25 protein-coding genes and 2 pseudogenes are annotated in these 23,717 nt (G+C 70.7%); 19 read left to right on the forward strand and 8 right to left on the reverse strand.

Translation table 11 applies throughout. The features are described 5' to 3' along the window. Positions 1 to 31 precede the first annotated feature (31 nt). Both ACWC21_RS08930 and ACWC21_RS08935 read right to left on the reverse strand, forming a co-directional pair. Positions 32 to 829: a bestrophin-like domain gene (locus ACWC21_RS08930; protein WP_450879618.1), complete on the reverse strand. Its 798-nt coding sequence runs from the start codon at positions 827 to 829 to the stop codon at positions 32 to 34. A 237-nt stretch (positions 830 to 1,066) separates the two neighbouring features. After that, positions 1,067 to 1,294, reverse strand: coding sequence for a DUF5133 domain-containing protein (locus tag ACWC21_RS08935; RefSeq protein ID WP_450879620.1), 228 nt, complete (start codon positions 1,292 to 1,294; stop codon positions 1,067 to 1,069). Between the two features lie 232 nt (positions 1,295 to 1,526). Between ACWC21_RS08935 and ACWC21_RS08940 the strand changes: the two genes are divergently transcribed. Then, positions 1,527 to 2,984 carry a S28 family serine protease gene (locus tag ACWC21_RS08940; RefSeq protein ID WP_450879622.1) on the forward strand — a complete coding sequence of 486 codons (1,458 nt, stop codon included), beginning with the start codon at positions 1,527 to 1,529 and terminating at the stop codon, positions 2,982 to 2,984. Here the strand turns inward: ACWC21_RS08940 and ACWC21_RS08945 are convergent. Beyond that, positions 2,930 to 3,478 (reverse strand): SDR family oxidoreductase, encoded by a 549-nt coding sequence (locus ACWC21_RS08945; protein ID WP_450879624.1) that lies wholly within the window; start codon positions 3,476 to 3,478, stop codon positions 2,930 to 2,932. The two genes, ACWC21_RS08940 and ACWC21_RS08945, sit on opposite strands and share 55 nt — an antisense overlap. A 37-nt stretch (positions 3,479 to 3,515) precedes the next feature. Then, positions 3,516 to 3,845, reverse strand: a pseudogene (locus ACWC21_RS08950) (SDR family NAD(P)-dependent oxidoreductase); the annotation flags it as partial. Positions 3,846 to 4,019: 174 nt separating this feature from the next. Between ACWC21_RS08950 and ACWC21_RS08955 the strand changes: the two are divergent. Then, positions 4,020 to 4,562, forward strand: a complete 543-nt coding sequence (locus ACWC21_RS08955; RefSeq protein ID WP_450879626.1) for a HEAT repeat domain-containing protein — start codon at positions 4,020 to 4,022, stop codon at positions 4,560 to 4,562. Positions 4,563 to 4,572: 10 nt separating this feature from the next. Here the strand turns inward: ACWC21_RS08955 and ACWC21_RS08960 are convergent, their stop codons facing one another. Next, a complete protein-coding gene (locus ACWC21_RS08960) occupies positions 4,573 to 5,730 on the reverse strand; it encodes an FAD-dependent monooxygenase (RefSeq protein ID WP_450879628.1) in 1,158 nt (385 codons plus the stop codon). 88 nt (positions 5,731 to 5,818) lie between these two features. Between ACWC21_RS08960 and ACWC21_RS08965 the strand changes: the two genes are divergently transcribed. After that, positions 5,819 to 6,376: a TetR/AcrR family transcriptional regulator gene (locus tag ACWC21_RS08965; RefSeq protein WP_450879630.1), complete on the forward strand. Its 558-nt coding sequence runs from the start codon at positions 5,819 to 5,821 to the stop codon at positions 6,374 to 6,376. Between the two features lie 319 nt (positions 6,377 to 6,695). Here ACWC21_RS08965 and ACWC21_RS08970 read toward each other — a convergent pair whose 3' ends face one another. Continuing rightward, a complete protein-coding gene (locus ACWC21_RS08970; RefSeq protein ID WP_450879632.1) occupies positions 6,696 to 7,874 on the reverse strand; it encodes a M20 family metallopeptidase in 1,179 nt (392 codons plus the stop codon). Positions 7,875 to 8,005: 131 nt separating this feature from the next. Between ACWC21_RS08970 and ACWC21_RS08975 the strand changes: the two genes are divergently transcribed. Beyond that, positions 8,006 to 8,620 (forward strand): nucleotide-binding protein, encoded by a 615-nt coding sequence (locus tag ACWC21_RS08975; RefSeq protein ID WP_450879634.1) that lies wholly within the window; start codon positions 8,006 to 8,008, stop codon positions 8,618 to 8,620. Further along, entirely contained in the window at positions 8,617 to 8,853 is a 237-nt protein-coding gene (locus ACWC21_RS08980) for a hypothetical protein (protein WP_450879636.1), read from the forward strand. Before ACWC21_RS08975 ends, ACWC21_RS08980 begins: the two co-directional genes overlap by 4 nt. Here the strand turns inward: ACWC21_RS08980 and ACWC21_RS08985 are convergent. Further along, the gene (locus ACWC21_RS08985) at positions 8,845 to 9,531 is read right to left on the reverse strand and encodes a histidine phosphatase family protein (protein WP_450879638.1); all 687 of its coding nucleotides are present in this window, start codon (positions 9,529 to 9,531) and stop codon (positions 8,845 to 8,847) included. The two genes, ACWC21_RS08980 and ACWC21_RS08985, sit on opposite strands and share 9 nt — an antisense overlap. 309 nt (positions 9,532 to 9,840) lie before the next feature. On the opposite strand from ACWC21_RS08985, the gene ACWC21_RS08990 reads away from it, so the two are divergent. The 9 genes and pseudogenes from ACWC21_RS08990 to ACWC21_RS09030 all read left to right on the forward strand — a co-directional run bounded on the left by ACWC21_RS08990 (position 9,841) and on the right by ACWC21_RS09030 (position 18,939). Further along, complete coding sequence (locus ACWC21_RS08990) at positions 9,841 to 10,506, forward strand: response regulator (protein WP_450879844.1); 666 nt, start codon at positions 9,841 to 9,843, stop codon at positions 10,504 to 10,506. Next, on the forward strand, positions 10,503 to 11,609 hold the full coding sequence (locus tag ACWC21_RS08995) for a sensor histidine kinase (protein ID WP_450879640.1): 1,107 nt from the start codon (positions 10,503 to 10,505) through the stop codon (positions 11,607 to 11,609). Before ACWC21_RS08990 ends, ACWC21_RS08995 begins: the two co-directional genes overlap by 4 nt. A gap of 367 nt (positions 11,610 to 11,976) precedes the next feature. After that, positions 11,977 to 12,324: pseudogene (locus ACWC21_RS09000) on the forward strand (DapH/DapD/GlmU-related protein); the annotation flags it as partial. After that, positions 12,321 to 14,885, forward strand: coding sequence for a non-ribosomal peptide synthetase (locus ACWC21_RS09005; protein ID WP_450879642.1), 2,565 nt, complete (start codon positions 12,321 to 12,323; stop codon positions 14,883 to 14,885). The pseudogene ACWC21_RS09000 and the gene ACWC21_RS09005, both read left to right, overlap by 4 nt. Positions 14,886 to 14,908: 23 nt before the next feature. Next, positions 14,909 to 15,913: a TauD/TfdA family dioxygenase gene (locus ACWC21_RS09010; RefSeq protein ID WP_450879644.1), complete on the forward strand. Its 1,005-nt coding sequence runs from the start codon at positions 14,909 to 14,911 to the stop codon at positions 15,911 to 15,913. Then, entirely contained in the window at positions 15,910 to 16,980 is a 1,071-nt protein-coding gene (gene sbnB / locus ACWC21_RS09015) for a 2,3-diaminopropionate biosynthesis protein SbnB (protein ID WP_450879646.1), read from the forward strand. Before ACWC21_RS09010 ends, sbnB begins: the two co-directional genes overlap by 4 nt. Positions 16,981 to 17,032: 52 nt before the next feature. Then, positions 17,033 to 18,058 (forward strand): 2,3-diaminopropionate biosynthesis protein SbnA, encoded by a 1,026-nt coding sequence (sbnA, locus tag ACWC21_RS09020; protein WP_450879648.1) that lies wholly within the window; start codon positions 17,033 to 17,035, stop codon positions 18,056 to 18,058. Positions 18,059 to 18,142: 84 nt separating this feature from the next. Then, positions 18,143 to 18,592, forward strand: coding sequence for a VOC family protein (locus tag ACWC21_RS09025; RefSeq protein ID WP_450879651.1), 450 nt, complete (start codon positions 18,143 to 18,145; stop codon positions 18,590 to 18,592). Positions 18,593 to 18,768: 176 nt separating this feature from the next. Beyond that, on the forward strand, positions 18,769 to 18,939 hold the full coding sequence (locus ACWC21_RS09030) for a hypothetical protein (RefSeq protein ID WP_450879653.1): 171 nt from the start codon (positions 18,769 to 18,771) through the stop codon (positions 18,937 to 18,939). Between the two features lies 1 nt (position 18,940). Here ACWC21_RS09030 and ACWC21_RS09035 read toward each other — a convergent pair whose 3' ends face one another. Beyond that, positions 18,941 to 19,432 carry a GNAT family N-acetyltransferase gene (locus ACWC21_RS09035; protein ID WP_450879655.1) on the reverse strand — a complete coding sequence of 164 codons (492 nt, stop codon included), beginning with the start codon at positions 19,430 to 19,432 and terminating at the stop codon, positions 18,941 to 18,943. Between the two features lie 266 nt (positions 19,433 to 19,698). Here ACWC21_RS09035 and ACWC21_RS09040 point away from each other — a divergent pair, with 266 nt between their 5' ends. From ACWC21_RS09040 to ACWC21_RS09060, 5 genes are all read left to right on the forward strand, one after another. Beyond that, positions 19,699 to 20,004 (forward strand): hypothetical protein, encoded by a 306-nt coding sequence (locus ACWC21_RS09040; protein ID WP_450879657.1) that lies wholly within the window; start codon positions 19,699 to 19,701, stop codon positions 20,002 to 20,004. A gap of 233 nt (positions 20,005 to 20,237) precedes the next feature. Then, entirely contained in the window at positions 20,238 to 20,576 is a 339-nt protein-coding gene (locus tag ACWC21_RS09045; protein ID WP_450879659.1) for an antibiotic biosynthesis monooxygenase family protein, read from the forward strand. After that, positions 20,573 to 21,460, forward strand: coding sequence for an NAD(P)-dependent oxidoreductase (locus ACWC21_RS09050; protein ID WP_450879661.1), 888 nt, complete (start codon positions 20,573 to 20,575; stop codon positions 21,458 to 21,460). Before ACWC21_RS09045 ends, ACWC21_RS09050 begins: the two co-directional genes overlap by 4 nt. Continuing rightward, entirely contained in the window at positions 21,457 to 22,440 is a 984-nt protein-coding gene (locus ACWC21_RS09055) for an amidohydrolase family protein (RefSeq protein ID WP_450879663.1), read from the forward strand. Before ACWC21_RS09050 ends, ACWC21_RS09055 begins: the two co-directional genes overlap by 4 nt. After that, positions 22,437 to 23,678, forward strand: coding sequence for a cytochrome P450 family protein (locus ACWC21_RS09060; RefSeq protein ID WP_450879665.1), 1,242 nt, complete (start codon positions 22,437 to 22,439; stop codon positions 23,676 to 23,678). The genes ACWC21_RS09055 and ACWC21_RS09060 overlap by 4 nt, the downstream gene beginning before the upstream one ends. Positions 23,679 to 23,717 lie beyond the last annotated feature (39 nt).

The raw sequence follows: 23,717 nt of genomic DNA on the forward strand, positions 1-23,717 counted from the left end.
GCAGACGGGTGCGGACACCCTGCCCCTCGGCCTACGACCCGTGACCGAAGAAACCAGTCTTCAGATCCCCGATGATGACGTCGAGCGGATGCCCGCTGACGATGAACGGTCCGCTCCAGGGCCCGCTGAGCGCGAAGAGCAACGCCAGGCTCAGCCCGACCACGCTCGCGATGCCGGCGATGAGCGCAGACGTGCGCAGACTGCTGCGGAAGACCAGCGCGCCCGCGTTCACGATCAAGGCCAGTCCGCCGACCACGAGTACGACGATGTAGAGCAGGGGGACTTCGCGCGAGGCGGCCGCGATGCGGGCGCGACGGCTGCTGGTGACAGCGTCCAGGGAAGCCAGCAGCTCCGTTGCGGTAGGACTGCCCAGCTCGGGCCGCGCCGCCTCGCTGCGCACGCTCCGCTCCAGCCGCGCGATCGCGGTGCCGGTTGCCGCGTCGTCGCCGGACGCCGCTGCCGCGCCCTCCCACTCCTTGGCCCGCGTGGCCCGCAAGTAGTCCAGCAGTGCCGCATGGATCGGCTGCGTATCGACACGCGGAGTCGTCGCCGCCCACGCCAGACGCGAAACCGCGGCCGCCTCATCGCTCACCAACCCCTCCGCCGCGCGCAGATAGCCGGCCTCGCTGGCCAGGGTGAGCGCGGCGTAGATCGCGAAGGCGGCACCGAGTGTCGGCATGAGCGGCGTGACGATCTGCGGTACCCGGTCGTGTTCCGCGGCCGGTACGAGTGCCCGGACGGCGATCCGCGCCAGGACCGCGACGAGCAGAGCGAGCAGGAGCCCGCCGACAACCAGCACCACCGCCGGCAGCGAGGTCAACCAGTTCACGAGATCACCCACAGCGTGTTGCCACGAGCACCACACGGCGGCGGCACATCGGCCTCACTGCCTGGAGGTCCTCGTCGATCGATTACACGGAGGGGCTCATGATCACAGTCGGGGGCCGCTGAAGCGCACGACGCCCGAGCGGAGCCTCGCTCGTTGACCCGGATGAACGGGCGTGCTGCGGCCGGTTGGCCGAGAGCCGCGGTCTTCCTGCCGAGCGGCGCCGCCCGGGCGCCCCGCTCAGGTGGGGAGCAGCGAGTCGTCCTGCGGGCGCGCGCCGGGCAGCCGGTGGCGCGCGGCGATGAGAGCGGCGTCGATGTCGCGGGTGCCCGTGGCCACACACAGGGTGTACGCGATGTCGTCCATCCGGCGCCGTACCTCCGGGCTGCCTTCTTCGGCGTGCAGCATGCGCAGCACGTCGTACTGCTCGATCAGGTTCCGGAGGACGGCAGGGTGTGCCATGAGCATCAGGAGTCTTCCCCTTATCCCGCGATCACGTGGATTACGCCGAACCGTTTACCCGGGGTCCGAGCCCCCATGCTCGTCCGTTGCCCGGTCACCGGTGCACCCGGGAAAGACGGTAGTGGCGCGGGCTGATCCCACGCACGGGGGAGACGGTCCCCTCGCCCGAGGGATCTTTCCGGGCCGTGAGGAGGCTGTACTGAAGCCGTCAGCGGCTCATGGCGAGGAAGGTTTCACGATGTGTGCTTGGACGAGGCGGCGTCTGCTGGCTTCGGGCGCGTTGGCCGCGGGCTACGCGACCGTGACCGCGGCACCCGCGAGGGCAGCGGTTTCGCGAGGGGTACGCCAGGACCAGGACGATGTCCTGAGGGCCCTGCGAGCCCTGCCGGGACTCAGGGTCGTCGAGGAGCGGCCGGGCGCCGAGCCCGGGTACCGGTTCTTCATCCTCGGTCTGCGCCAGCCCGTCGACCACCGGAACCCGGCGGCCGGAGCGTTCGAACAGCGACTCACCCTGCTGCACACCTCCACCGACCGGCCCACCGTTCTCTTCACCACCGGCTACGAGGCCGTGCTCACGCCGAGGCGAGCCGAACCGACCCTGCTGCTGGGCGGCAACCAGATCCAGGTCGAGCACCGTTTCTTCGGTACCTCGCGCCCGGCCACGCTCGACTACTCCCATCTGACCGTCCGGCAGGCCGCCGATGACCACCACCGCGTGGTGAGCCTCTTCCGCGGGCTGTACACCGGGGCGTGGATCTCCACCGGTGGCAGCAAGGGCGGTATGACCAGCGTCTACCACCGCCGCTTCCACCCCCACGACGTGGACGGCACCGTGGCCTACTCCGCCCCGAACAACGTCGACGACCGTGAGGACTCCGCCTACGTCCGTTTCCTCGACACCGTGGGTACGGCGGCCATCCGCGACTCCCTGCGGGCGGCGCAGCGGCACATCCTGGTCCGCCGCACGGAACTGGTCGCCCGCTACGAGTCGTGGGCGGCCGCCCACAACACGGCCTTCCGTATCGTCGGCAGCGCCGACAAGGCGCTCGAGATCGCCGTCCTGCGCGCTCCGTTCATGTTCTGGCAGTACGGCACGGCCGCGGACAGCGCGAAGATCCCGGGCCCGGACGCCGGCACCGACGAGTTGTACGCATGGCTGGACGACGTCGCCGGTCTGCCCCTCTACGCCGACACGACCGTGCAGCGCTACATCCCGTACTTCTACCAACTAGGGACGCAGATGGGTTACTTCGACGTGCCCACGCGCCACCTGGACGGCCTGCTGCGGTACCGGGACGCCATGGAGCCCCGCACGTTCGTACCCCGTGACATCGCGATGCCCGTCGATGCCCGGGCCATGCCCGACATCGACCACTGGGTCCGCCGTCATGGCAGTCGTCTGCTGTTCGTCAACGGCGGCCAGGATCCCGCCGTGGCCGAACACTTCCACCCCGGTACACGGGACTCCCGCATGCTGTGGGCGCCCGGGGCCAACCACGGTGTCGGCATCTCCGATCTGAGCCCGACCGACCGTGCGGAGGCCGTCGCCACCCTCACCCGCTGGGCACTGTGCCCCGCACCGACGCCGACCGCGGCGGACACCGAGCCGGCGTCCGTTCACCACGGAGTCCTCCCGCTCGATCAGCGGGTGTCCGTCTCGCCACCGGTCACGGCGATGACCTCCCCGGTGATGTAACTCGAATCCGCGTCCGAGGCGAGGAAGACACAGGTCGGGGCGGTCTCCTCCGGCTGTGCGGGGCTGCCGACGGGCGTCTCGCTGCCCACCTGCGCGAGGTCCTCCGGGGGCATGTGCGGGTCGGCGGCGTTGAGAGGCGTCCAAGTCGGGCCGGGGGCCACGACGTTCGCACGCACCCCCCGGCTCGCCAGGTGCGGGGCGATGGACTTGGTGAAGGTGATCAGCGCCGCCTTGGCGGCCGCGTAATCGATCATGGTGGTGCTGCCCTTGAGCGCTTCCTCCGTCGCCGTGGCGATGATCGCCTCGCCCTCACCGAGGTACGGCAGCGCAGCCATGACCAGGTGGAAGTAGGCGTACGCATTGGTCTTGAACGTCCGGCCCCAGTCCTCGGCCGTCAACTGCTCCAGCCGCAGCTTGCTGTTGAGATAGGCGGCGTTGCTGACCCGGATGTTCAGCCGGCCCAGCTCCTGCCGGGTAACGCTCCACGACCTCACGGCAGAACTCCGCGTCGCGCAGGTCCCCCGGCAGCAACAGGCACGTACGGCCCTGCTCTTCGACCAGCTTCCGGGTCTTCTCCGCGTCGGGCTGTTCGGAGGGCAGATGGACGATCGCCACGTCGGCCCCTTCCCGCGCGTACAGCAGCGCCACGGCGCGGCCGATGCCGGAGTCCCCTCCGGTGATCAGCGCTGTCCTGCCCGTCAGCTTGCCCGCGGCCTTGTAACGCTCGGCCCGGTAGCGGGGCCTGGTTTCCATGTCCGCCTCGAGGCCTGGCGGATCCTGCTTCTGCCGGGAGAAGTCCGGTTCGGGTTCGGAGGAGATCAGCGGGGACGAGCCGTTCTCCTCGTCGGCCTGGTGGTGCATGGTGCCTCTACGCGGAGTCTTCGGCAACGGCCTTGTCCGGCGCCGGGTGCCCGTGTCCAAGATCCGGAAACGAAACCGGTCGCCGGCACGGCATCCCGAGCGTGGGGTGCGTTCCTCCCGCTCCGGGGGGAAATCGCTTTGCCGGGCTTCCCGCCCTTGCCCGAGACTGAGGGCATGCTCGGATTCGCCGAAACCGACAACGAAGCCCTGGTCTCCTGCTTGGGCGACCCGCAGCGCGCGGTCGCGGCTTACCACGCGCTCCTGCGGCGCGGTCCGGCCGCCACGGGAGCCATCCGCACCGGCCTGCGCCATGAGAATCCGGCGGTCCGTGAGGGCTGTTGCCGCCTCCTCGACCACATGGTCGACACCGATTCCATGGGCGAGCTCATCGCCATGGCCGACGATCCCGACGCCCGGGTCAGGATCTCCGCCTTCCACGCCCTGGCGTGCGACCGCTGCAAGGGCGACACCTGCGCACCGGGAGCGGACCGGGTCCTCGAACCGGCACTGCGTCATCTGGCCTCCGACCCCGATCCGCACGTCCGGGCCATGGCCGCCGAACTCGTCGGCAAGTTCGCCCACAGCGACGCTCGCGCCGCCACCGCCCTGGAGGCATCACACGCCCGGGACCCGAGCCCGGCGGTCCGGAAGAAGGCGGGCTGGTACGCACCCGGCGGGACCGTCTACCAGCGCACGGCCCCACGCGGTCGCACGTGACGGGCCGTGGTCAGCCCAGGGTCGGCGGTGTCCAGTCGGCATGCCGCAGGATGGCCCGGGTGGTGACACGGGAGGGGGCCAGCCGGAGCGCCGTGTTGCGCAGTGCTACGGCCAGGGGGTGGGTCAGTTGCTGGCCCATCCGGCCTGCCCGGCGTGCGGACCGGGCCACGGACTGGCTGCGCGGGCGGCGCTCGGCGTCGTAACGGACCAGGGCCGATTCGACCGTGGGCTCGGTGGCGAGCGCGGCGGTGAGTGCGACCGCGTCCTCCAAGGCCTGGCAGGCGCCCTGGCCCAGGTTCGGAGTCATGGCGTGTGCCGCGTCACCGACGAGCACGATCCGGCCGTCCGCGAAGGCGGGCAGGGGGGTCGCGAGCTCGTGGACGTCGTGGTGCAGGACGGCGTCCGGCCGGGTCGCGTCCAGCAACGCGGGGATCGGATCGTGCCAGTCGCCGAAGCGGCGGCGCATCGTGGCGAGGGCGTCCGCATGCCGTGTGCCGGGCGGCGAGTTGAGTACCGCGTGCCATTCGGCCCGGCCGTCGGTGAAGACGACGTGGCCGAACTCGGCGCCCTTGCCCCAGGTCAGTTCGAAGTCGGTGGGCAGGGGCACCGGATGCTCGGTGACGGCACGCAGGACCGTCGACCCGCTGTAGACGGCTCCCGGGTGGCCGGGGAACAACCGGGCGCGCAGCCGGCTGTCCACTCCGTCGGCCGCCACGACCAGGTCCGCTTCCAGGACGCCGTCCGTGAGCGGCACCCGCGGCCGGCCGGGCTCCGAGCAGTCGACGGATGCCACTTCGGTCCCGGTGAGCAGGCTCGCGGCAGGCAGAGCCTCGCGCAGCGAGCGGTGCAACGCGGCCCGGGGAATGCCGACGATCGGCGTGCCCAGTTCACGCTCGAGCACGAGCCCGTCCATCCGGGCCAGCCATCGGCCGCCGGGGGTGCGAGTGCCTCCGGTGTACTGGGGCCGGGCGGCCGCGCGCACCGCTTCGCCGACGCCCAGGAAGTCGAGGGCGCGGATGCCGTTGGCGTGCAGCGAGATGCCCGCGCCCACGTCCGCCAGGACGCGGACACGTTCGACGACCGTCACCTCCCAGCCGATCCGGCGCAGGCCGACGGCCGCGGCCAGTCCCCCGATGCCGCCCCCGACGACCACCGCGCTGCCGTCCATTCCCAGCCCCTCTCCCACCGTCCCGCGACGGGCTTTCTACAGATGTAGAAGAGGCTACTCCCTGCCTCTACAGGTGTAGAAATAGGGGGTGCCTGACGATCGACGTACCGTTCTTGCCGACACGGCCATCGGAGTGCTCGCCGACAGCGGGATACGAGGACTTACGCACCGCGCGGTGGACCGGGCGGCGGGCCTGCCCCCAGGTACCACATCCGCGTACTACCGCACCCGCCAGGCGCTGCTCACCGCGCTGGTCCGGCGCCTGGTCGCGCTCGATCAGGCGGAGCTCCAGGAGACCGGGAACCGGACGCCGGCACCACGGAACGCCGAGGAGCTGGTGGCCGGGATCGCCGCCTTCGTCGAACGGCGGATCACGGGAGACGGACGGCGGCGCTCTCTCGCGCGGTACGCGTGCGCCATCGAGAGCGTCCGTCATCCTGAGCTGCGGGAGATCCTCGTGCCACGCGGGAACGCGGGTCGGCAGGTCGTGCACGACTTCCTGGCCGCGCAAGGCGTCGCGGACGCCGACGCCCGCACCGTCACGCTGCTGACGTGTGTGGACGGACTGGTCTTCGACCGCCTGGTGAGCGGCGGAAGCGTGTCCGTGCAGGAGATCCGCGGGCTGGTGACGGCGGCACTGCGATGATGCCGGTTCCCTCCCCTGCGTTCGTCGCCGGTCGCGGCCGGTGACGGGGACGCCTCGGCCAGGGCCTGTCCGGCGGATCAGGTCCAGGAAACGCGCGATGCCTCATCGGCGCTGGTGAGCGGGGAAAATGTGGGGGGTGCCTCGCGCGAGCTCGGTTCGTGTGTGGGGAGCGTCCAGCTGCAAGGCGGAAGAGGGCGTCGACGATGGTCCCCGCTCGAGCACAGCCGAGAGCCGGGGAGCCGGGGAGCCGGCAACCGACGACAACGACGCAGATGTGCGGGCCAGACCCCGCGACCACGGCATGATCCACACGACACCCCTAGGGGCGATCGAGGAGGTGCTCGGCCGCTACCACCCGGTCCCGGTTCCGCGTGTCTTCCGCCGCCACGGCAGGAGCCGGGGTGGCCCGGATGGCGTCCACGAGCGCGGCCACGAGGTTCGCCCGCTCGGCCATGGTGTCGATCAGCAGGAACTCATGGTCGGCGTGGGCTCCGCCGCCGACGGCTCCGAGTCCGTCGAGCGTCGGCACCCCGAGCGCGGCCGTGAAGTTGCCGTCGCTGCCGCCGCCGACCGCGGTGCCCTCGATGCCGGGGAACAGCCGCCGGGCAAGCGCCATGAGCTCGGCCGACGCCGACTCGGGCATCGGAGGCCGGCCGACGGACCCCCGGACGGAGATCCGGGCCCCGTCGAGGTGCGGAGTGAGGGAGGCGAAGGCGGCTTCGACGCGCTCCTTCTCCTCGGCCGACTCGACCCGGACGTCGACGAACACGGTTGCCTGCGCGGGGACGACGTTGGCCTGGGTACCGGCGGAGGCGACGGTCGGGGTGACGGTCGTACCGATCTCCGGGCGGCCGAGCGCCGCGATGCCGAGTACCTGGTGCGCCGCCTCGATCAGTGCGTTCACCCCGGCCGCGGGCTCCAGACCCGCGTGTGAGGCCCGTCCGGTGACGGAGACCTCGAACGTGCCGCAGCCCTTGCGGCCGGTCTTCAGCCTTCCGCCGTCCGCCGCACCCTCGAACACGAGCACGGCACCGCAGGCGAGGGCCCGTTCCTCGATGAGGGCCCGGGAGCAGGGAGAGCCGACCTCCTCGTCGGCGGTCACCAGGATCTCCACGCCGGAGAGGTCGTCGAGCAGCGCCAGACCGTGCACGGCCTGCACCAGCCCGCCCAGCATGTCGAAGACGCCGGGGCCGGTCACCCGGCCGTCCGCCACGGTGAACGGCCGGCGCTCGAGGGTGCCGAGCGGGAAGACCGTGTCGTGGTGACCGAGGACGAGCACCTTGGGCTCGCCGCCGCCCGACCAGTGCACATGCGGCCCGGCCTCGCTCTCGACCAGGGTGGCGCGCCCGCCCAGGCGATGCTCGATGACAGCGGCGACCGCGGCGGCGGATGCCCGCAACGCCTCCGGAGCGCGGGAGGGAGACTCGATCTCGACAAGGGTCCTCAGATCCTCGAGCATCGCGTCGACACTCGCGGAGGCGGCCTTCAGCATGGTCATGCCCGCAAGTTAGCCCATTGGAATGGGTCACCGACGCCACAGGGTGAACGGTGAGACCGTGTGCCGCGCCAACCACGGCCGGCCACTCACGGCCGATAGCGTCGGCTCTCGTGTTGCTCAGCTATGCCTTTGTGAACTTGAAACCCGGCGTGGGAAAGACCACCAGCGCGGTCTGGCTGGCGCACGCCCTTCACGAGTCGGGCATCCCACCCCTGCTGGTGGACAGTGACCCCGCCTCCTCCGCGCTGCGCTGGAGTGAACTGGCGGGCGGCTTTCCGTTTCCCGTGGTCGCCCTTCCCGTGGGCGACGTGCACCGGCGGGTGAACGACTTCCTCGGCAACCGGCAGGCGGTGGTCTTCGACGCCCCGCAACTGGAGGACCACGCGCACATCTCCCGCAGCATCATGCGGTACGCGGGCGAGTGGATCGTGCCGGTGACTCCGGCCCCGATCGAACTGGACCGCATGGCGCCCATCGGCGGCGAGATGGGAGACATGCAGTCCTTGCGGGCCGAACCGGCCCGCGCCGCCGTCCTGCTCAACCGCACCAACCGCCCGGACGCCACCCGCACCGGACCCGATGCCGACGCCCGGGAAGCTCTCGGCGAACGCGGCTTCGACGTGCTGTCCACCCACATTCCGCGGCTCGACCTGTACGCCCAGTCGTTCGGCAGCCCCGTCGAGGTCAAGGGCTCGGCGTACATGGACCTCGCGGACGAGCTCATCAAGCGTCAGGACACCAGGTGAACCAGCGCAAGAACACCTACCGAGCGGCACTGCAGCGCGAACCGCACGCCGCGGCGCCCCAGCAGACGAAGGTCACCCGGCTGCACACCCGATACGTCCGGGTGACCATCGAGCTCGACCCAGCCCTGCGCAGCGAGCTCACCCGCTGGGTGCCACCGCCGGTATCCGCACTCGTGCAGGCGGGCACCGCTGTACTGCGCCCCCTCACGGCCGCTGTCACCCGTCTAGTGTGACGGCCGCTGCCCGGCGACGTCGCGCCTGGTGTGGACGCGGTGCGGTCCGCGATGGACGGCCGTCCGCCTGGGGTGGTCGGCGTGGTGGGGAGCGGGATGACGCACGGCGCCACCAGGCAGGGCGTCGGCGGCCGGCCGGACGCTCCACGCTCCGTCGCGCCAGGTGAGGGAGAAGATGTACAGGGGCGGTACCTCGGTTCTCCAGAAGGCGCGTGCCGGTGCGGAGAGGGCGTGGACGAGCAGGGCTCTGACGACGGCCGGCTCGGCGACGGCCACGGCACTGCCCGTCTGGTGGGTCAGGCTGTTGAGCCAGTGCGCGGCCCGGTGGCACAGTTGACGTACGGATTCGCCGCCGTGCGGCGCGGCATCCGGGTCCGTGAGCCAGGCGCTGAACCCGTGCGGGTCCGCGGCGGCGACCTCTGCCGCCGTGCGACCACGCCACGACCCGTAGTCGATGTCACGCAGTGCCGGATCCACTGTGTTTCCGAGTCCGAGAGCCGACGCGGTCATCGCACAGCAGGGGGAGGGCGACCGCACGGCCGACGAGCGGGAAGGAGTCGCCGACCATCCGACGCCGGCCTCCCGCAGGTCGCCGTCAAGGAGAGCGCCGTGACCGAAGACCTCGTCGGTGGTCCCGTTCACGGTGTGCCCGCATACAAGTGTCAGGCGGATCGTCATGCGACTGCCCTCCTCTGTGGCCGGTGACACCGGCGGGTGCGGCGCCGGGACATCGGTGCCGATCAGCCGTCCTGCTCACGTCCTGCCGGTAAGGGAGCGTGGTGGTCCGCGCCGACCGCGTGCTCCGCTGTGCTCCTGTCCAGGGTTCGCCGCGGACGGGTCCACCACCATCCCGCAGGGGGCCGGAAATGTTCCCGCCGGGTGGCGGGGGGGACCCCCGCCACCCGGACGGTCCCGGTGGCGGGGACTGCGGGGTGCCCGCCACCGTGGTACGAATCGGAGAGTGATCCGATGGTCAATGCAGCACGCGTGATCCGGGTACTGGTGGTCGACGACGAGGCCCTGATCCGGACGGGCTTCCAGCGCATCCTCGACGCCGCGGTCGACATCGAGGTCGCGGCGGCGGTATCCGGTGGCGAGGCGGTCCGGACGGCCCAGGAGACACTCCCCGACGTCGTGCTGCTGGACATCCGTATGCCGGACGTCGACGGGCTCACGGTGCTGGCCGGTCTGCTCCGGTTGCGGCAGCCCCCCGTGGTGGCCATGCTCACCACGTTCGACATGGACGAGTACGTCGTCACGGCCCTGCGCTCGGGCGCGTCGGGTTTCCTGCTGAAGGACACCGATCCGGAGGAGCTGCCGTTCCTCGTGCGTGCCCTGGCCGACGGCGGCTGCGTTCTGTCGTCGAAGGTGACGCGGACGGTCGTGGACGGTTACCTGCAGGCCGGCTGCCAGGAACGCGCCGCCCGCGGCCTGGACCGGCTGACCGACCGCGAGCGCGCCGTACTCGTCCTCATCGCCGAGGGACTGTCCAACGCCGACATCGCCGCCCGGATGCACCTGAGCACCGGCACGGTCAAGGACCACGTCAGTGCCGTCCTCGGCAAGCTGGAGGTGGGCAGCCGTGTGCAGGCCGCCCTGCTCGCCGAACGCGCCGGGCTCCTCAAGTGGCCCCGGGACCTGGAGCCGGGATGATGTCCCGCCGTCTCGTCGACGCGTCGCGTGAGGCCGCCCTGATCGGGGCAGCACTGGTCGACGTGTGGGTCAACGTCGACACCGGCTCGCCGGTGCGTCTGGCCTTCGCCCTGCTCGGTGCCTGCGTACTCGTGCTGCGCCGGCGCCTGCCGATGCTCACCTTCGTGCTCACCCTGCCGTCCGTCCTGCTGTCGGACGCGATCTTCGCCTCTCTGGCCGCTCTGTACACGCTCGCCACCGTCACCCGGCGCCGGCGTCTGCTGGTGTTCTGCGCCCTGGCGCTCACCCTCAGCGACATGACGTCGACCTCGCCCTCACTGCGCCTCGATCTCTGGAACGCGTCGGCCATCATCACCCTGGGCTACACCGCGGCCACGGCTGCGGCCCCGGTCTTCCTCGGCCAGCTCGTACAGGCCCGGCGTGACCTGTCACTGCGTCTCGCCGAGATCTCCCGGGCGCGTGACCACGAGCGGCGGCTGACCGAGCAGGCCGTCCTGGCCAAGGAACGCGCACAGCTCGCCCGCGAGATGCACGACGTGGTCTCCCACCAGGTCAGCCTGATCGCGGTACGGGCCGGAGCGCTCCAGGTGGGCGCGCGGGACGCCGACACCAAGGAGGCCGCGGCCACCATCCGGCGGTTGAGCGTACAGACGCTGGACGAGCTGCGGCACATGGTCAACGTCCTGCGGGAATCGCACGGCCACCCCACCGACCTGACCCCGCAACCGTCGCTGAGCGACCTGCGGCGGCTGGTCGACGCCAGCGGGATCGACACCCACCTGAAGGCGGACCTGCCCGACGGCCTCGCGCCTGCCCTGCAGCGCGCCGTCTACCGCACCGTCCAGGAGGCGCTGACCAACGTCCGCAAACACGCGCCCGGCGCCACCGCGACCGTGCACGCCTGCCGCGAAGGCGACACCGTCCGCGTCACGGTCAGCAACACCCCACCGGCCCGGCCCCCCTTCCCCCTGCCGAGTGCCCACTACGGTCTGGTCGGTCTGCGCCAGCGTGCCGCCCTGCTCGGGGGCACCGTCACCTCCGGTCCCACCTCCGACGGCGGCTATGAGATCCGCCTGGAACTGCCCACCGAACAGGCGCCTTGACCCGGTGGCTCCCGGCTGGCCGCGGTCCGACGGCGATGAGAAAATGGTCAACAGGTGCGGAAAATCTGGATTTCTCAATACTTCTCTTCACGTGCTCCGTATATAGGTCATGACGTCGGATTCGAAGCTCACGCCACGCGCGACGCGCAGCGACACCAGCAACGGCCGGCCGGATGGTGAACCCCCCGCCGGGGAAGCACCGGCCGACGTGGGACCTGCGACTTCCCGACAGGTGTCGGCGCCGTGCGAAGGGAACGGCACGCACCCACCGGAGCAGGCTCTCGCGGAGGTGATGGCGGACCTGCTGAGCGTCGAGCAGGTGCCGGTGGAGAATCACTTCTTCGGCGACCTGGGGGCCGACTCCTGGCTCCTGGGCGTCCGCATCGGCAGCAGGGTCTTCGACGACGGCTGCTACGTGACCGAGCGGACGACGGTGGCGATCGGTGACGCCTGCACGCTGAACACCGGGAGCGTCATCCAGTGCCACTCGCAGGAGGACGGCGCCTTCAAGTCCGACGGCACCACGATCGGCAGCGGCTGCACCCTCGGCGTCGGCGCGTTCGTCCATTACGGCGTGACGGTGGGCGACGGGGCGGTGCTCGCCCCGGACTGCTTCCTCATGAAGGGCGAGGTGGTCCCCCGGCACTCGTGGTGGGGCGGGAATCCGGCACGGGAGCTGGACCGGCTCCATGACGCGGGGAGGTGTGGTCGATGACCGTCGAAGCCGGCGGCCGTACGTGCCGGCCCGGAACGCCCGACGACGCGGACTTCTGGCGCGCTGTCCTCACCGGCGGCGGCGTCACCGCGGTTCCGCGCTGGTCCCCCGAGCCGGTGGCGGGCGTTGCCGAGCACGAGGAGACGGTCCCGGAGGACACCATGACCGCGGTGCACCGGCTGGCCCACGACATGGCCGTGCCGGTCAGCTCGGTCCTGCTCGCGGCGCACGCCAAGGTACTGGCCGTGTTGTCCGGCGAGCACGAGGTGACGACGGGCTACGTCACCGAACCGCGCGGCCGGCCGCTGCCGTGCAGGCTGACGACGGACCTTCCGTCGTGGCAGGCCCTGCTCCGGGAAGCCCGGCGTGGCGAGTCGGAGCTGGTGGCGCACCGGCGTTTTCCGGTGGCGGACCTCGAACGGGAGCTGGGCCTGCCGGGACCGCTGAGCGAGGCCTCCTTCGATCCGTTCCCCGACGAGGGCTGCGGTGGCGGCGTGGGATGCGATCTCCCGCCCGGCACGGTGTTGCGGGTCGGTATCGCCCGGTACGCCGGAGGGACCGTCCTGCGGTTGCGGTACCGCCGCGACGCACTGGACGCCCCCTGCGCCGCGCGGATCGCGGGCTACCACCTGGCCGCGCTGCGCTCCATGACCGCCGATCCGGGCGCCTCGCACCAGGCGCGGAGTCTGCTGTCCGGCCCGGAGATCCGTTTCCAGCTCGAGGCGCTCGCCGGTCCACGGCGGGAGCTGCCGCGGCGCTGTGTCCATGAGCTGTTCGAGCAGCGCGTCCGGGACGACGGGAACGCCGTCGCCCTGGTGCACGGGTCACGGCGGTGGACGTACACGGAACTCAACGAGCGTGCCAACAAGGTGGCGCGGGCCCTGCTCGGGCGTGGAGTGGGGCGCGAGGACGTCGTCGCGGTGGTGACGGAGCGCGACCCGGACTGGGCGGCCGCCGTTCTGGGGGTCTTCAAGGCCGGGTGTGTCTACCTGCCGGTCGAGCCGCACTTCCCCGCCGATCGGATGGCGCGCATGCTCTCACGTGCCGGATGCCGGTTGGCGCTGACCGAGCGGGGAAGCACCACCACCCTCGCCCAGGCCGTGGACATGCTGCCCGAGGTGCGGACCGTGCTCGTCGAGGTGGCTTACGAGGAGACGCTCGCCACCGGCAACGTGGACATCGACGTGTCCCTGGACCAACTCGCCTACGTCTTCTTCACCTCCGGCTCCACCGGGGAACCCAAGGGCGCGATGTGCGAACACGCGGGGATGCTCAACCACATCCATGCCAAGATCGACGACTTGGGCATCGGCAAGGGACAGGTCGTCGCCCAGACGGCGCCGCAGTGCTTCGACATCTCACTGTGGCAGCTTCTCGCGGCGCTGGTGGCCGGGGGGCGGACACTGCTGGTTCCCCAAGAGGTGATCTGGGACGTCCCGCGCTACCTCGACACCGTCGCGGAGGGCCGGGTGAACGTCCTGCAGGCCGTGCCCTCCTACCTGGACGCCGTGCTGTCGTTCCTCGAGCGGTGCCCGCGCACGCTGCCGGACCTGCGATGCGTGTCGGTCACGGGTGAGGCGTTGAAGAAGGAGCTCGTGGAGCGCTGGTTCGCCGCCCAGCCGGGAACCAGGCTCGTCAACGCCTACGGGCTCACCGAAACCTCGGACGACACCAACCACGAGGTGATGGACCGGGTGCCGGACGGCGAGCGGATCCCGCTCGGCCGTCCCGTCAACAACGTGCGGGTCCGCGTCGTCGACGAAGGCCTGTCACTGGTACCGCTCGGGGCGCCCGGGGAGATCGTCTTCTGCGGGGTCTGTGTGGGCCGCGGCTATGTGAACGATCCCGAACGCACCCGCCGGTCGTTCACGGCCGATCCCTACCGCACCGGCGAACGGCTGTACCGCAGCGGCGACTACGGCCGCTGGCTGCCCGGGGGCAAGCTGGACTTCCTAGGCCGCCGGGACAGCCAGGTCAAGATCCGCGGCTTCCGTATAGAGATCGAGGACGTGGAGAACGCCCTGCTGAAGGTGCCCGGTGTCCACACCGGTGCGGTTGCGGTCGCCCAGGGCGACGGGGGCCGCCGCCTGGTGGCCTTCTGCTGCGGCGAGCCGCCGCTCACGGACGACGACATGCGCGACCGGTTGGGCAGACGGCTGCCCGGCTACATGATCCCTTCGGACTTCCACTGGCGCAGTGACCTGCCACTGACCGTGAACGGCAAGGTCGACCGCAAGGCCCTGGCCTCGCTCGCCACGGGGCTCGACGACATCCGGTCCCGCGGCGCCGGCGATGCCACCGGCTCGGAGTCGTGCGAGCCACCGCGCACACCCACGGAGCAGCGCCTTGCCGCTGCCTGGGCCTCGGTGCTCGGCGTTCCGCGGCACCGGGTCGGCCGCCACGACCACTTCTTCGACAGCGGCGGAACCTCTCTCACCGCGGTGCGGCTCGCCATCCGGCTCGACCGCCTGCTGACCATGAAAGACCTCACCCGGCAACCGGTCCTGGCCGACCTGGCCCGGCTGATCGACGCGCGAGCGGCGTCGCCCCCCAACCGTTGAACCATCAACGGAGGAAATGCGAGATGTCCTTCTCATCCACCACCCGGCCCCTGGCACCGGACCTGCGGCTGGGCCGGGTCCCGGTCCTGAAGACCGGCCCGACCGACGATCCGTTCCGTTGGGCGGGCGAACACCGGGACGAGCTGCGGAGCCTCGTCACCGAGCACGGTGCCGTGCTCGTCCGCGGCCTCGGTCTGGACGACCTGTCCCGGACGATCTCGGTCTTCGGACAACTGGCCACCGGCCTGATGGACGAAAAGGAGGCATTCGCCGCACGGCAGTCGTTCGGCAAGGGCGTGTACTCGTCGTCGAAGTGGCCGCCCACCCAGCAGATGTGCATGCACCACGAACTGAGCTACGCCCTGCGGTTCCCGGGCATGATGCAGTTCGCCTGCCTGACCGCGCCGGCCGGCGGCGGCGCGACGGCCCTCGCGGACTCGCCGACCGTGCTCGACGCCCTGCCGGGTGCACTGGTCGAGCGATTCGAGCGGGAAGGATGGCTGCTCACCCGGAACTACAACGACGACATCGGTGCCTCGTGGGCCGACGCCTTCGGCACCGAGGACCCCGCGGCCGTCGAGGACTACTGCCGCGCCGCCGCGATCGAGTTCGCCTGGCAGCCCGACGGCGGGCTGCGCACCAGGCAGCGCCGCAGCGCCGTGATCCGTCACCCTCTCACGGGCCGGCGCTGCTGGTTCAACCAGACAGCGTTCCTCAGCGAGTGGACCCTGGATCCCGAGATTCGCGAGTACCTGGTGGACGTCTACGGCGCCGACGGGCTGCCGTTCAACACCGGTTACGGCAACGGCGACGCGATCTCCCAGGAGACCGTCGATCTCATCAACCGGGTCTACCAGACCAACACCGTGCGTGAGCCGTGGCAGGACGGCGACCTGCTGCTGGTCGACAACCTGCGCACCGCGCACAGCAGGGAAGCATACGAAGGACGGCGCGATGTGCTCGTCGCCCTGGCCGAACCGGTGCGGCTGGCCGACTGCTCGCCGACCGTGGAGGTGACCCCTTCATGACCACCACCTACTCCCCCGCCTCCCGGTCCACCCCGTCCTGGACACTACGGGTGCCGCCCTTCGCCGTCGTCTCCGGCGCTCAGGTCGAGAGTGTGCTGCGGGGCCGGGAACAGCGCGTCGTGGAGCTGGTGGAGGACGCCTACCGGCTGCACGCCGAAGGGGCCACGGTGAACCCGCCCTCGTACTTCCTGCGTTTCGACGACCGTCCGACCTCCCGCATCGTCGCGCTGCCTGCGTCGCTCGGTGGTGAGACACGGGTGGACGGGCTCAAGTGGATCTCCAGCTTCCCGCAGAACGTCACGGCAGGCATCCCGCGGGCATCGGCGGTCCTCATCCTCAACGACCATGACACCGGCTACCCGTTCGCGTGCCTGGAGAGCTCGATCATCAGCGCCTCCCGAACGGCCGCGTCGGCGTCGCTGGCGGCCGCATGGCTCTGCCGGGACCGGCCGCGCCCCACGAGTCTCGGCTTCGTGGGAACGGGGCTGATCGCCCGTTACATCCACACGTTCCTGGCCGGCACGGGCTGGTCGTTCGAGAACACCGGCGTGTACGACCTGTCCCACGACAACGCCACGGCCTTCCGCTGCTGCCTGGAGCAGTCCGGAGCCGCGGGGCGGATCACCGTGCACGACAGCGCGGAACAGGTGATCCGCCTGAGCGACCTGGTCGTCTTCGCCACGGTCGCCGCCCGTCCCCACATCCACGACCCGGCATGGTTCGCGCACCGTCCTGTCGTTCTCCATGTGTCGCTGCGCGACCTGGCTCCCGCGGTGCTGCTCGCGTCCGCCAACATCGTCGACGACATCGAGCACTGTCTGCGGGCCGACACGTCACCGCACCTCACCGAACGGCTCACGGGCAACCGCCAGTTCCTCGACGGCACACTGGCGGACGTCATGGGCGGACGCGTCACGCTTCCGGTGGACCGCCCCGTGGTCTTCTCACCCTTCGGGCTGGGGGTCCTGGACCTGGCCCTCGGCAAGTACGTCTACGACCGGCTCGCCGACTCCGGTGAACTGCACGTCATCGACGACTTCTTCCATGAGCTGAACCGCTACGGATGAGCGTTCGGCGGCCCCCTCGGGCACCGAGCCGCTCTCACCAACGGAGGCCATCGTGCCAGTCATATCCGAGCCCGCCGGCTTCAACGAGGAAGATCTCTACGTCGACCTGCAGTCGGTCTTCGGGCTTCCGCTGTTCCTGAAGTGCGAGGGCTTCAATTTCGCCGGCTCGATCAAGCTGAAACCGGCGACGGAGATGGTGGAGGCCGCGGAACGAGAGGGGTCCATCACGCGCGACTCGGTCCTGGTGGAGTCCTCGTCGGGCAACATGGGCGTGGCGCTGAGCGTGATCGCTGCCAGCAAGGGCTACCGGTTCCTGTGTGTGACCGACTCGCGCTGCAACCTGTCGACGCGTCTGATGATGGAGGCGCTCGGCGCCCAGGTCCACGTCGTCACCGAGCCCAGCCCGGACAGTGGCTTTCTCGGCGCCCGTCTCGAGCACATCCGCAGACTGTGTCTTCGGGACAAGCGGTACGTGTGGCTGAGCCAGTACACCAACGCGCACAACTGGAAGGCGCACTACCACAGGACAGCACCGGCCATCGCTCGCTGGTTCCCCCATCTCGACGTGCTGTTCGTCGGTGCGGGTACCACCGGAACGCTCATGGGATGCGCCCGCTGGTTCCGGCGCTGGCACCGCCCGGTGCGGATCGTCGCCGTCGACACGGTCGGCTCGGTGACGTTCGGCGGAGCGCCGGGGCGCCGGATGCTCCCCGGTCTGGGCATGAGCATCCGGCCGCCCCTGCTGGACACCTCGTACGTGGACGAGGCGATACAGGTCGAGGAGGCCGACACCATCCGGGCCTGCCATCAACTGGCCAGCCACGGCTTCCTCTTCGGCGGCTCCACGGGCACCGTGGTCAGCGGGGCGATCGACTGGCTGTCCCGGTACGACACCCGGCCGCCCACCGCGGTGGCCATCGCACCGGACCTCGGCGAGCGCTACCTCGACACCATCTACCAGGCCAACTGGATACAGGCCCTCTACGGCGACGACATCCTGCCCTCCGATGCGCGGCCGTCCGCTGATCCCCGTCACACTCCGTCGGCACCGTCGATGCGGTCGCCCGGCACACCATAGAGGCCGGCGCCCAACAGTCCGCCGTGGTGGCCAACATGACTGGTACCACGCCGAGTTGTGCGCATGGGCCGGTACGGTTGGCCGGTGATCACCAAACTTCAGCTGACCGTCGACTGTACCGAGCCGGAGCGGCTCGCGGCATTCTGGGCCGCCGCGCTGAGGTACCAGGTCGAGCCACCGCCCGCACCGTTCGCCACCTGGCGGGCGTACTGGCTGGACCAGGGTGTGCCGGAGGAGGAGCTGGGCTCGGGCGACTGCAGCGACTCCGTCGTCGATCCGGACGGCGTCGGCCCGCGGATCTGGTTCCAGCAGGTACCCGAGCCGAAGACCGTCAAGAACCGGCTCCACCTCGATCTTGGCGTGAGCGGAGGACGTGGCGTCCCGTTCGCCACTCGCAAGGAGCGAGTGCTTGCCGAGGTGGAGCGACTGGAGTCCGCGGGCGCGTCGCGGTTGCGCGTCCAGGACTCGGAGGACTCGAACTCGTTCGCCGTTGTGATGCAGGACCCAGAGGACAACGAGTTCTGCGTTCATTGATCAGGTTGGCCCCCGCGTGGCCCGCCGTCCCGGGACCGGCGGGCCGACGCCCAAAGGCGCCGTCGCGAGGTACCCGGAATCTACGCTTCTGCAAACAGAAACGGAAGCCCCCATTCCTCTTGACCCCCGACCTGCACAGAAGCACCCTGAACCCCACGCGCCACTAGGGAGCAGGTATGAGCCGGGCAACCACGACACACCGCATCGTCGAGTACTGGACGGACAAGGGCACCCATGTGATCTTTCCCGTCGAGCGGAACGAAGAAGTCGACCGCATGAGCGACGAGCAACTGATCGCCAGATTCGGGGATCCCGGGGACGGGTCGGTCACGCGCATCGCCTGGTGAATCACTCCAGGTCACGCTGGTACCAGGTGCCTGACTTGCCGCCGAGGTCCGCCGGGCCGGCCGGGCCGACCGGCACGAACCCGGCCTTGGTCAGCACCCTCCGGGACGCGGTGTTCTCGAGTGCGGTGGCCGCACGCAGCGTACGCAGCCGGTGCCGCTCCGCGGCCAGCCCGCACAGCTCCCGCACGGTCGCGGTCGCCACGCCACGGCCGGTGACGTGCTGCGCGACCCGGTAGCCGAGGCGGGCGGTGCCGTCCTCGAGGTCGTACAGGTTGAACCGGCCCAGTACCGGGCCGCCGTCGGCGACGAGCACGTAGAAGGCGCAGATGCCGGCCTCCTGCTCGGCCAGCAGGTCGCTGTACCGGTCGGTGAACCGGTCGAAGTAGTCGTCGCCGCGGTCGGAGACCGAGGCGGCGAAGTAGGCGCGGTTCGCCAGCTCGAAGGCCAGCACCTCCGGGGCATGACCGGCGTCGAGTCGCTTCAGTTCGGGCACCGCGCGACTCTAACCGGGCCGGAGCTCCGGGGCACTTGGGTTTTCCGCTGATCAGTCGAGTCCCGACGGGCCCGGGTGCGGCTCGGGCAGTGTGCGGCGGGTAGGTTTCCGTACGAGACGACGCAGCACGAGCAACCGGGGGGCCCATGACGAACCAGCCGCCGTACGGCCACCAGCAGCCACAGGGTTTCGGCCCCCCGCCCCCTCAGTACGCCCCGGCACCACCTCGGTACGCCCCGGTGCCGCCGCAGTGTCCCCAGCCGCCGATGCCACCCCAAGCGGCTCCGTCCGGGCCGGAGTTCATGGCCGTCGACCGCCACAACTCGATCGTGGTCGACCTGGAAGGCGTCGCCTTCGAGGACCACGACGTCACCGCCGAGTTCCCCTGGCACGAGATCCGCAGCGTCCACTACAGGGCGAGCCCGTCGGGCAAGGCACTGATGATGGCCGTCGTCCACCTCGACGGCGGGATCTACGAGTGCGTCGTGCGGGCGAAGCCCCGCGAACTGCTGGGGCAGTGGTTCGCGCAGCTGGCGGCGGTGCTGGGCTACTACCGGCCGGCGGGGTACTGAGAGCGGCCTCGCGCAGGGCCGTCGGCGGCCTCCGGCTCCGGGTCGTGCGCCGCAGAGGCGTGCACCTGACATGCCCACAACGAACACGCCTTCATCACCCACCCGAATGGACCAACCACACAGCGTGAACCCCTTGTCCCGGCTGGCCCGTCCCCCGTTCGGAGTTGCGTCCGCACGGAGGACATGAGTCGGTGGGAGTCGTGTCCCACCGGATCCCACCATCAGGAGGAGACATGGGCACCGAGCAGAAGGGCCGTTCGGCCGAAAAGCTGGGCGTCGTCTTCACGGTCCGTGTGATCGAGGGCGGCGAGCAGGGGTTCCTGGACATGTACGAGGAGCTCCGGAAATCCGTCTCCGGCACCCCCGGCCACATCGTCGAGAGGCTGGGCGAACCCGTGGACGACTCCCGTCTGTGGGTGATCACCAGCGAGTGGAGGACGGCCGACCACTTCTTCGCCTGGCAGCAGAGCGAGGAGCACCGGGCACTGGTGGCTCCGCTGCGCCAGTGGGTCGACTCGACGCAGTCGCTGCGGTACCGGGTCGTCAAGGAGACCCGCGGGGTGTCGTCATGACCCGGGTGACCGACGGGCCCGTCGCCGTGCTCGGCCTCGGCACGATGGGCAGCGGCCTGGCCGCCCGCCTTCTCGACCAGGGCATCGCGGTCCGGGTCTGGAACCGCACCGCGGAGCGGACCGAGCCGCTCGCCGAGGCGGGCGCCTGCGTGGCGGCCCACCCCGCGGACGCCGTCGCGGGGACGACCGCCGCCATCTGCGCCGTCGCCGACGGCGAAGCCCTGGGCTCGGTGCTGAGGGGACCGGACGGCGTGCTCGCCGACGGCCCCTACCCCGGTGTCCTGATCTGCGCCAGCACCGTCGCCCCCGAAGAGGTCGTCCAAGTGGCCGGCGACTGCCCGTCGGTCCTGGACGTCGGCATGCTCGGCAACCGCGACCACGCCCGCGACGGCGAACTGCGGCTGTTCGTCGGAGGCGAGGAGCAGGCGTTCGACGCCGGGCGGGCGCTGCTGCGCATACTCGGCAAGGAAGTCGTCCATCTGGGCGCCCTGGGCTCCGGCATGCGGGTGAAACTGCTCCTCAACCTGCTGATGGGCATAGAGGTGCAGGCCCTGGCGGAGGCCAGTGAGCTGGCGGCCGCCTGTGGACTCGACCGCCAGCTGGTCCTCAAGACGATCGCGGGCAGTGGCTTCGCCTCACCGGTCATGGCGTTCAAGTCGCGGCGCCTGGCCTCCGGCCGGTTCGACGAGCCGGACTTCCGGCTGCGCCTGATGGCCAAAGACCTCATGCTCGCTTCCAAGCAGGCAGCAGCGGTCGGCCTGAACCTTCCGCTGGCGACCGCGGCGGCGGAGACCCACGTCCGCGCCACCGAGATGGGACTGGGCGACGAGGACTGCGCCGCGGTCACCCGCGCACTCACACCGAAACCGGGAAGCCACACGTGATCATCGACATCCACGGGCATCTGTCCCCACCGGAAGCGGCCGAACGCTTCCCCATGCCCCCGAGTCTGACCGACGTCGACGGCATGCTCGCCGCTCGCGCCGAGGCCGGGATCGACCTGACCATCATCGGCAGCCCCGTCGGGGCCGGCGCGATGGCGCGGGTCCCGGGCGTCGACAACTACGCGCAACCCCGCGACCGGCTGCGCGGTTTCCACGCCTGGATGTCGGGCCTGATCGCCAGGTTCCCGGACCAGCTGCGCGGATACGTGTACGCCAACCCGTTCGGCGACGACGACCACCTCGAAGGGGTGCGGGAGACCCTGGCGGACCCCGCGTTCGTCGGGCTGATCACCACGTCCAGCGTCCATGGCGAGCTGCTCGGCTCCCCACGCGCCGACTCCTTCTTCGCGCTGGCCGCGGAGGCGGGCGTGCCGGTCCTGGTGCACGCCCCCGCCGAACCGGCCGGAACGGAGCGGGTCGACGAGTTCGGCTTCGTGGAGCAGATCGGCCGGTTCGGCGACGTCACCATGGGCATGGCCATGATCGCCTTCGCGGGATGGCTGGACAAGTACCCCGGTCTGCGACTGATCGGTGCGACCGGCGGTGGCGCGATGGCGCTGCTCCCGGAGCGCCTGCAGACGGCGGCGCGTCCCCGGCACTGGGCCGGGGGCGCACCGCCCCCCGGCCGGGCCGGGGCGGCATCCGCCCCGCCCGCGGACATCGTGCCGGCGGTCGACCCGGCCGCGGCGCTCCGGCGCATGTACGTCGACACGAGCCCGCTCAGCGCGGCGCACCTGAGCCTCAACGCGGAGGTGCTGGGCCCCGAACGGATGCTCTTCGGCACCGACTCACCACCGATGGCGGCGCCGCTCGGGGAGTTCATCCGCATGATCGAGAAACTGCCGGTCGACAAGGCCTCCCAGCAGCTCGTCCTCGGTGGCAACGCCGAGGCCCTCTTCGACCTCAGGAGTCGCCCGTGACCAGCACGCAAGAGGCCGTCACCGCCGCGGAGCGGTGCACCCCCGAGTTCCGGCGAGACCCGCACGCGGTCTACGCCCGGCTCCGGGAGGCGGCGCCGGTCTGCCCCATGCGACCACCGCACGGCAACGAGACGTACCTCATCACGCGGTACGAGGACGCGCGGGCCGCCCTCTCCGACCCGCGGCTGAGCAAGGACATGTACGGGGCCATGGACGCCTACCGGAAGATCTTCGGTGACTCGTCCGTCGCGCTGGACGACAACATGCTCAACTCCGACCCGCCCAAGCACACCCGGCTGCGCAGGCTGGTCAACTCGGCGTTCACCCCACGGCGCGTGCAGGCGCTGCGTCCGCGGATCGAGGAGATCGTCGGGAGTCTGCTCGACGAGTGTCCGACCCGGGAGCCCTTCGACCTGCTGCCCGCGTTCGCGTTCCCGCTGCCGATCACCGTGATCTGCGATCTGCTCGGCGTGCCGCCCGAGGAGCGGTCGCTGATGCAGAGGCTGTCCACCACGGTGGCGCAGACCGGTTTCGACGCGGAGGCCAAGCGGGCCCAACAGCAGGCGGAGGAGGATCTGCACGCGTACTTCTCGCAGCTCGTCGCGGCCAAACGCGACCGTCCGGGCGACGATCTGCTGAGCGCGCTCACCGCGGTCCGGGACAACGAGGGAGGGCTCACCGAGAGCGAACTGGTCTCCACGGCTTTCCTGTTGATGTTCGCGGGGCACAAGACGACCGCGTATCTCATCGGCAACGCCGTGCATCACCTGCTGTCCCGTCCCGCGCAGCTGCGCGCCGTGCGGGAAAACCCGGAGCTGCTCCGTCCGGCGGTCGAGGAGCTCGTGCGCTACGACGGCTCGGTGGAGAGCGCGACGTTCCGGTACGCCACCGAGGACGTGGAGTACGGCGGGGCGCGGATCCCGAAGGGGGCCCTGGTCCAGATCGCGCTCAGCTCGGCCAACCGCGATCCACGGAAGTTCGACGCGCCGGACGAGCTCGATGTGATGCGGCCCGGCAACGCGCAGGACGCCCATCTCGGGTTCGGGCACGGCAGCCACTACTGTCTGGGGGCGCCGCTGGCCCGGCTGGAGACACAGCTGGCCCTGACCGGTCTGTTCGGCCGGTTCCCGAGGATGGCTCCGGCCGATCCCGGCGGTGCGCCGCGGTGGCTGGAAGTGCCCTTCCCCGCCTTCCGCGGCCTCGCGGAACTGCCGGTCGTGCTCGAGCCCACCGGGTGACCGACGCGCCGGCGGAGCGGGCCCGGGTCACAAGGCGTG

Source organism: Streptomyces sp. NPDC001348, from assembly GCF_053597535.1.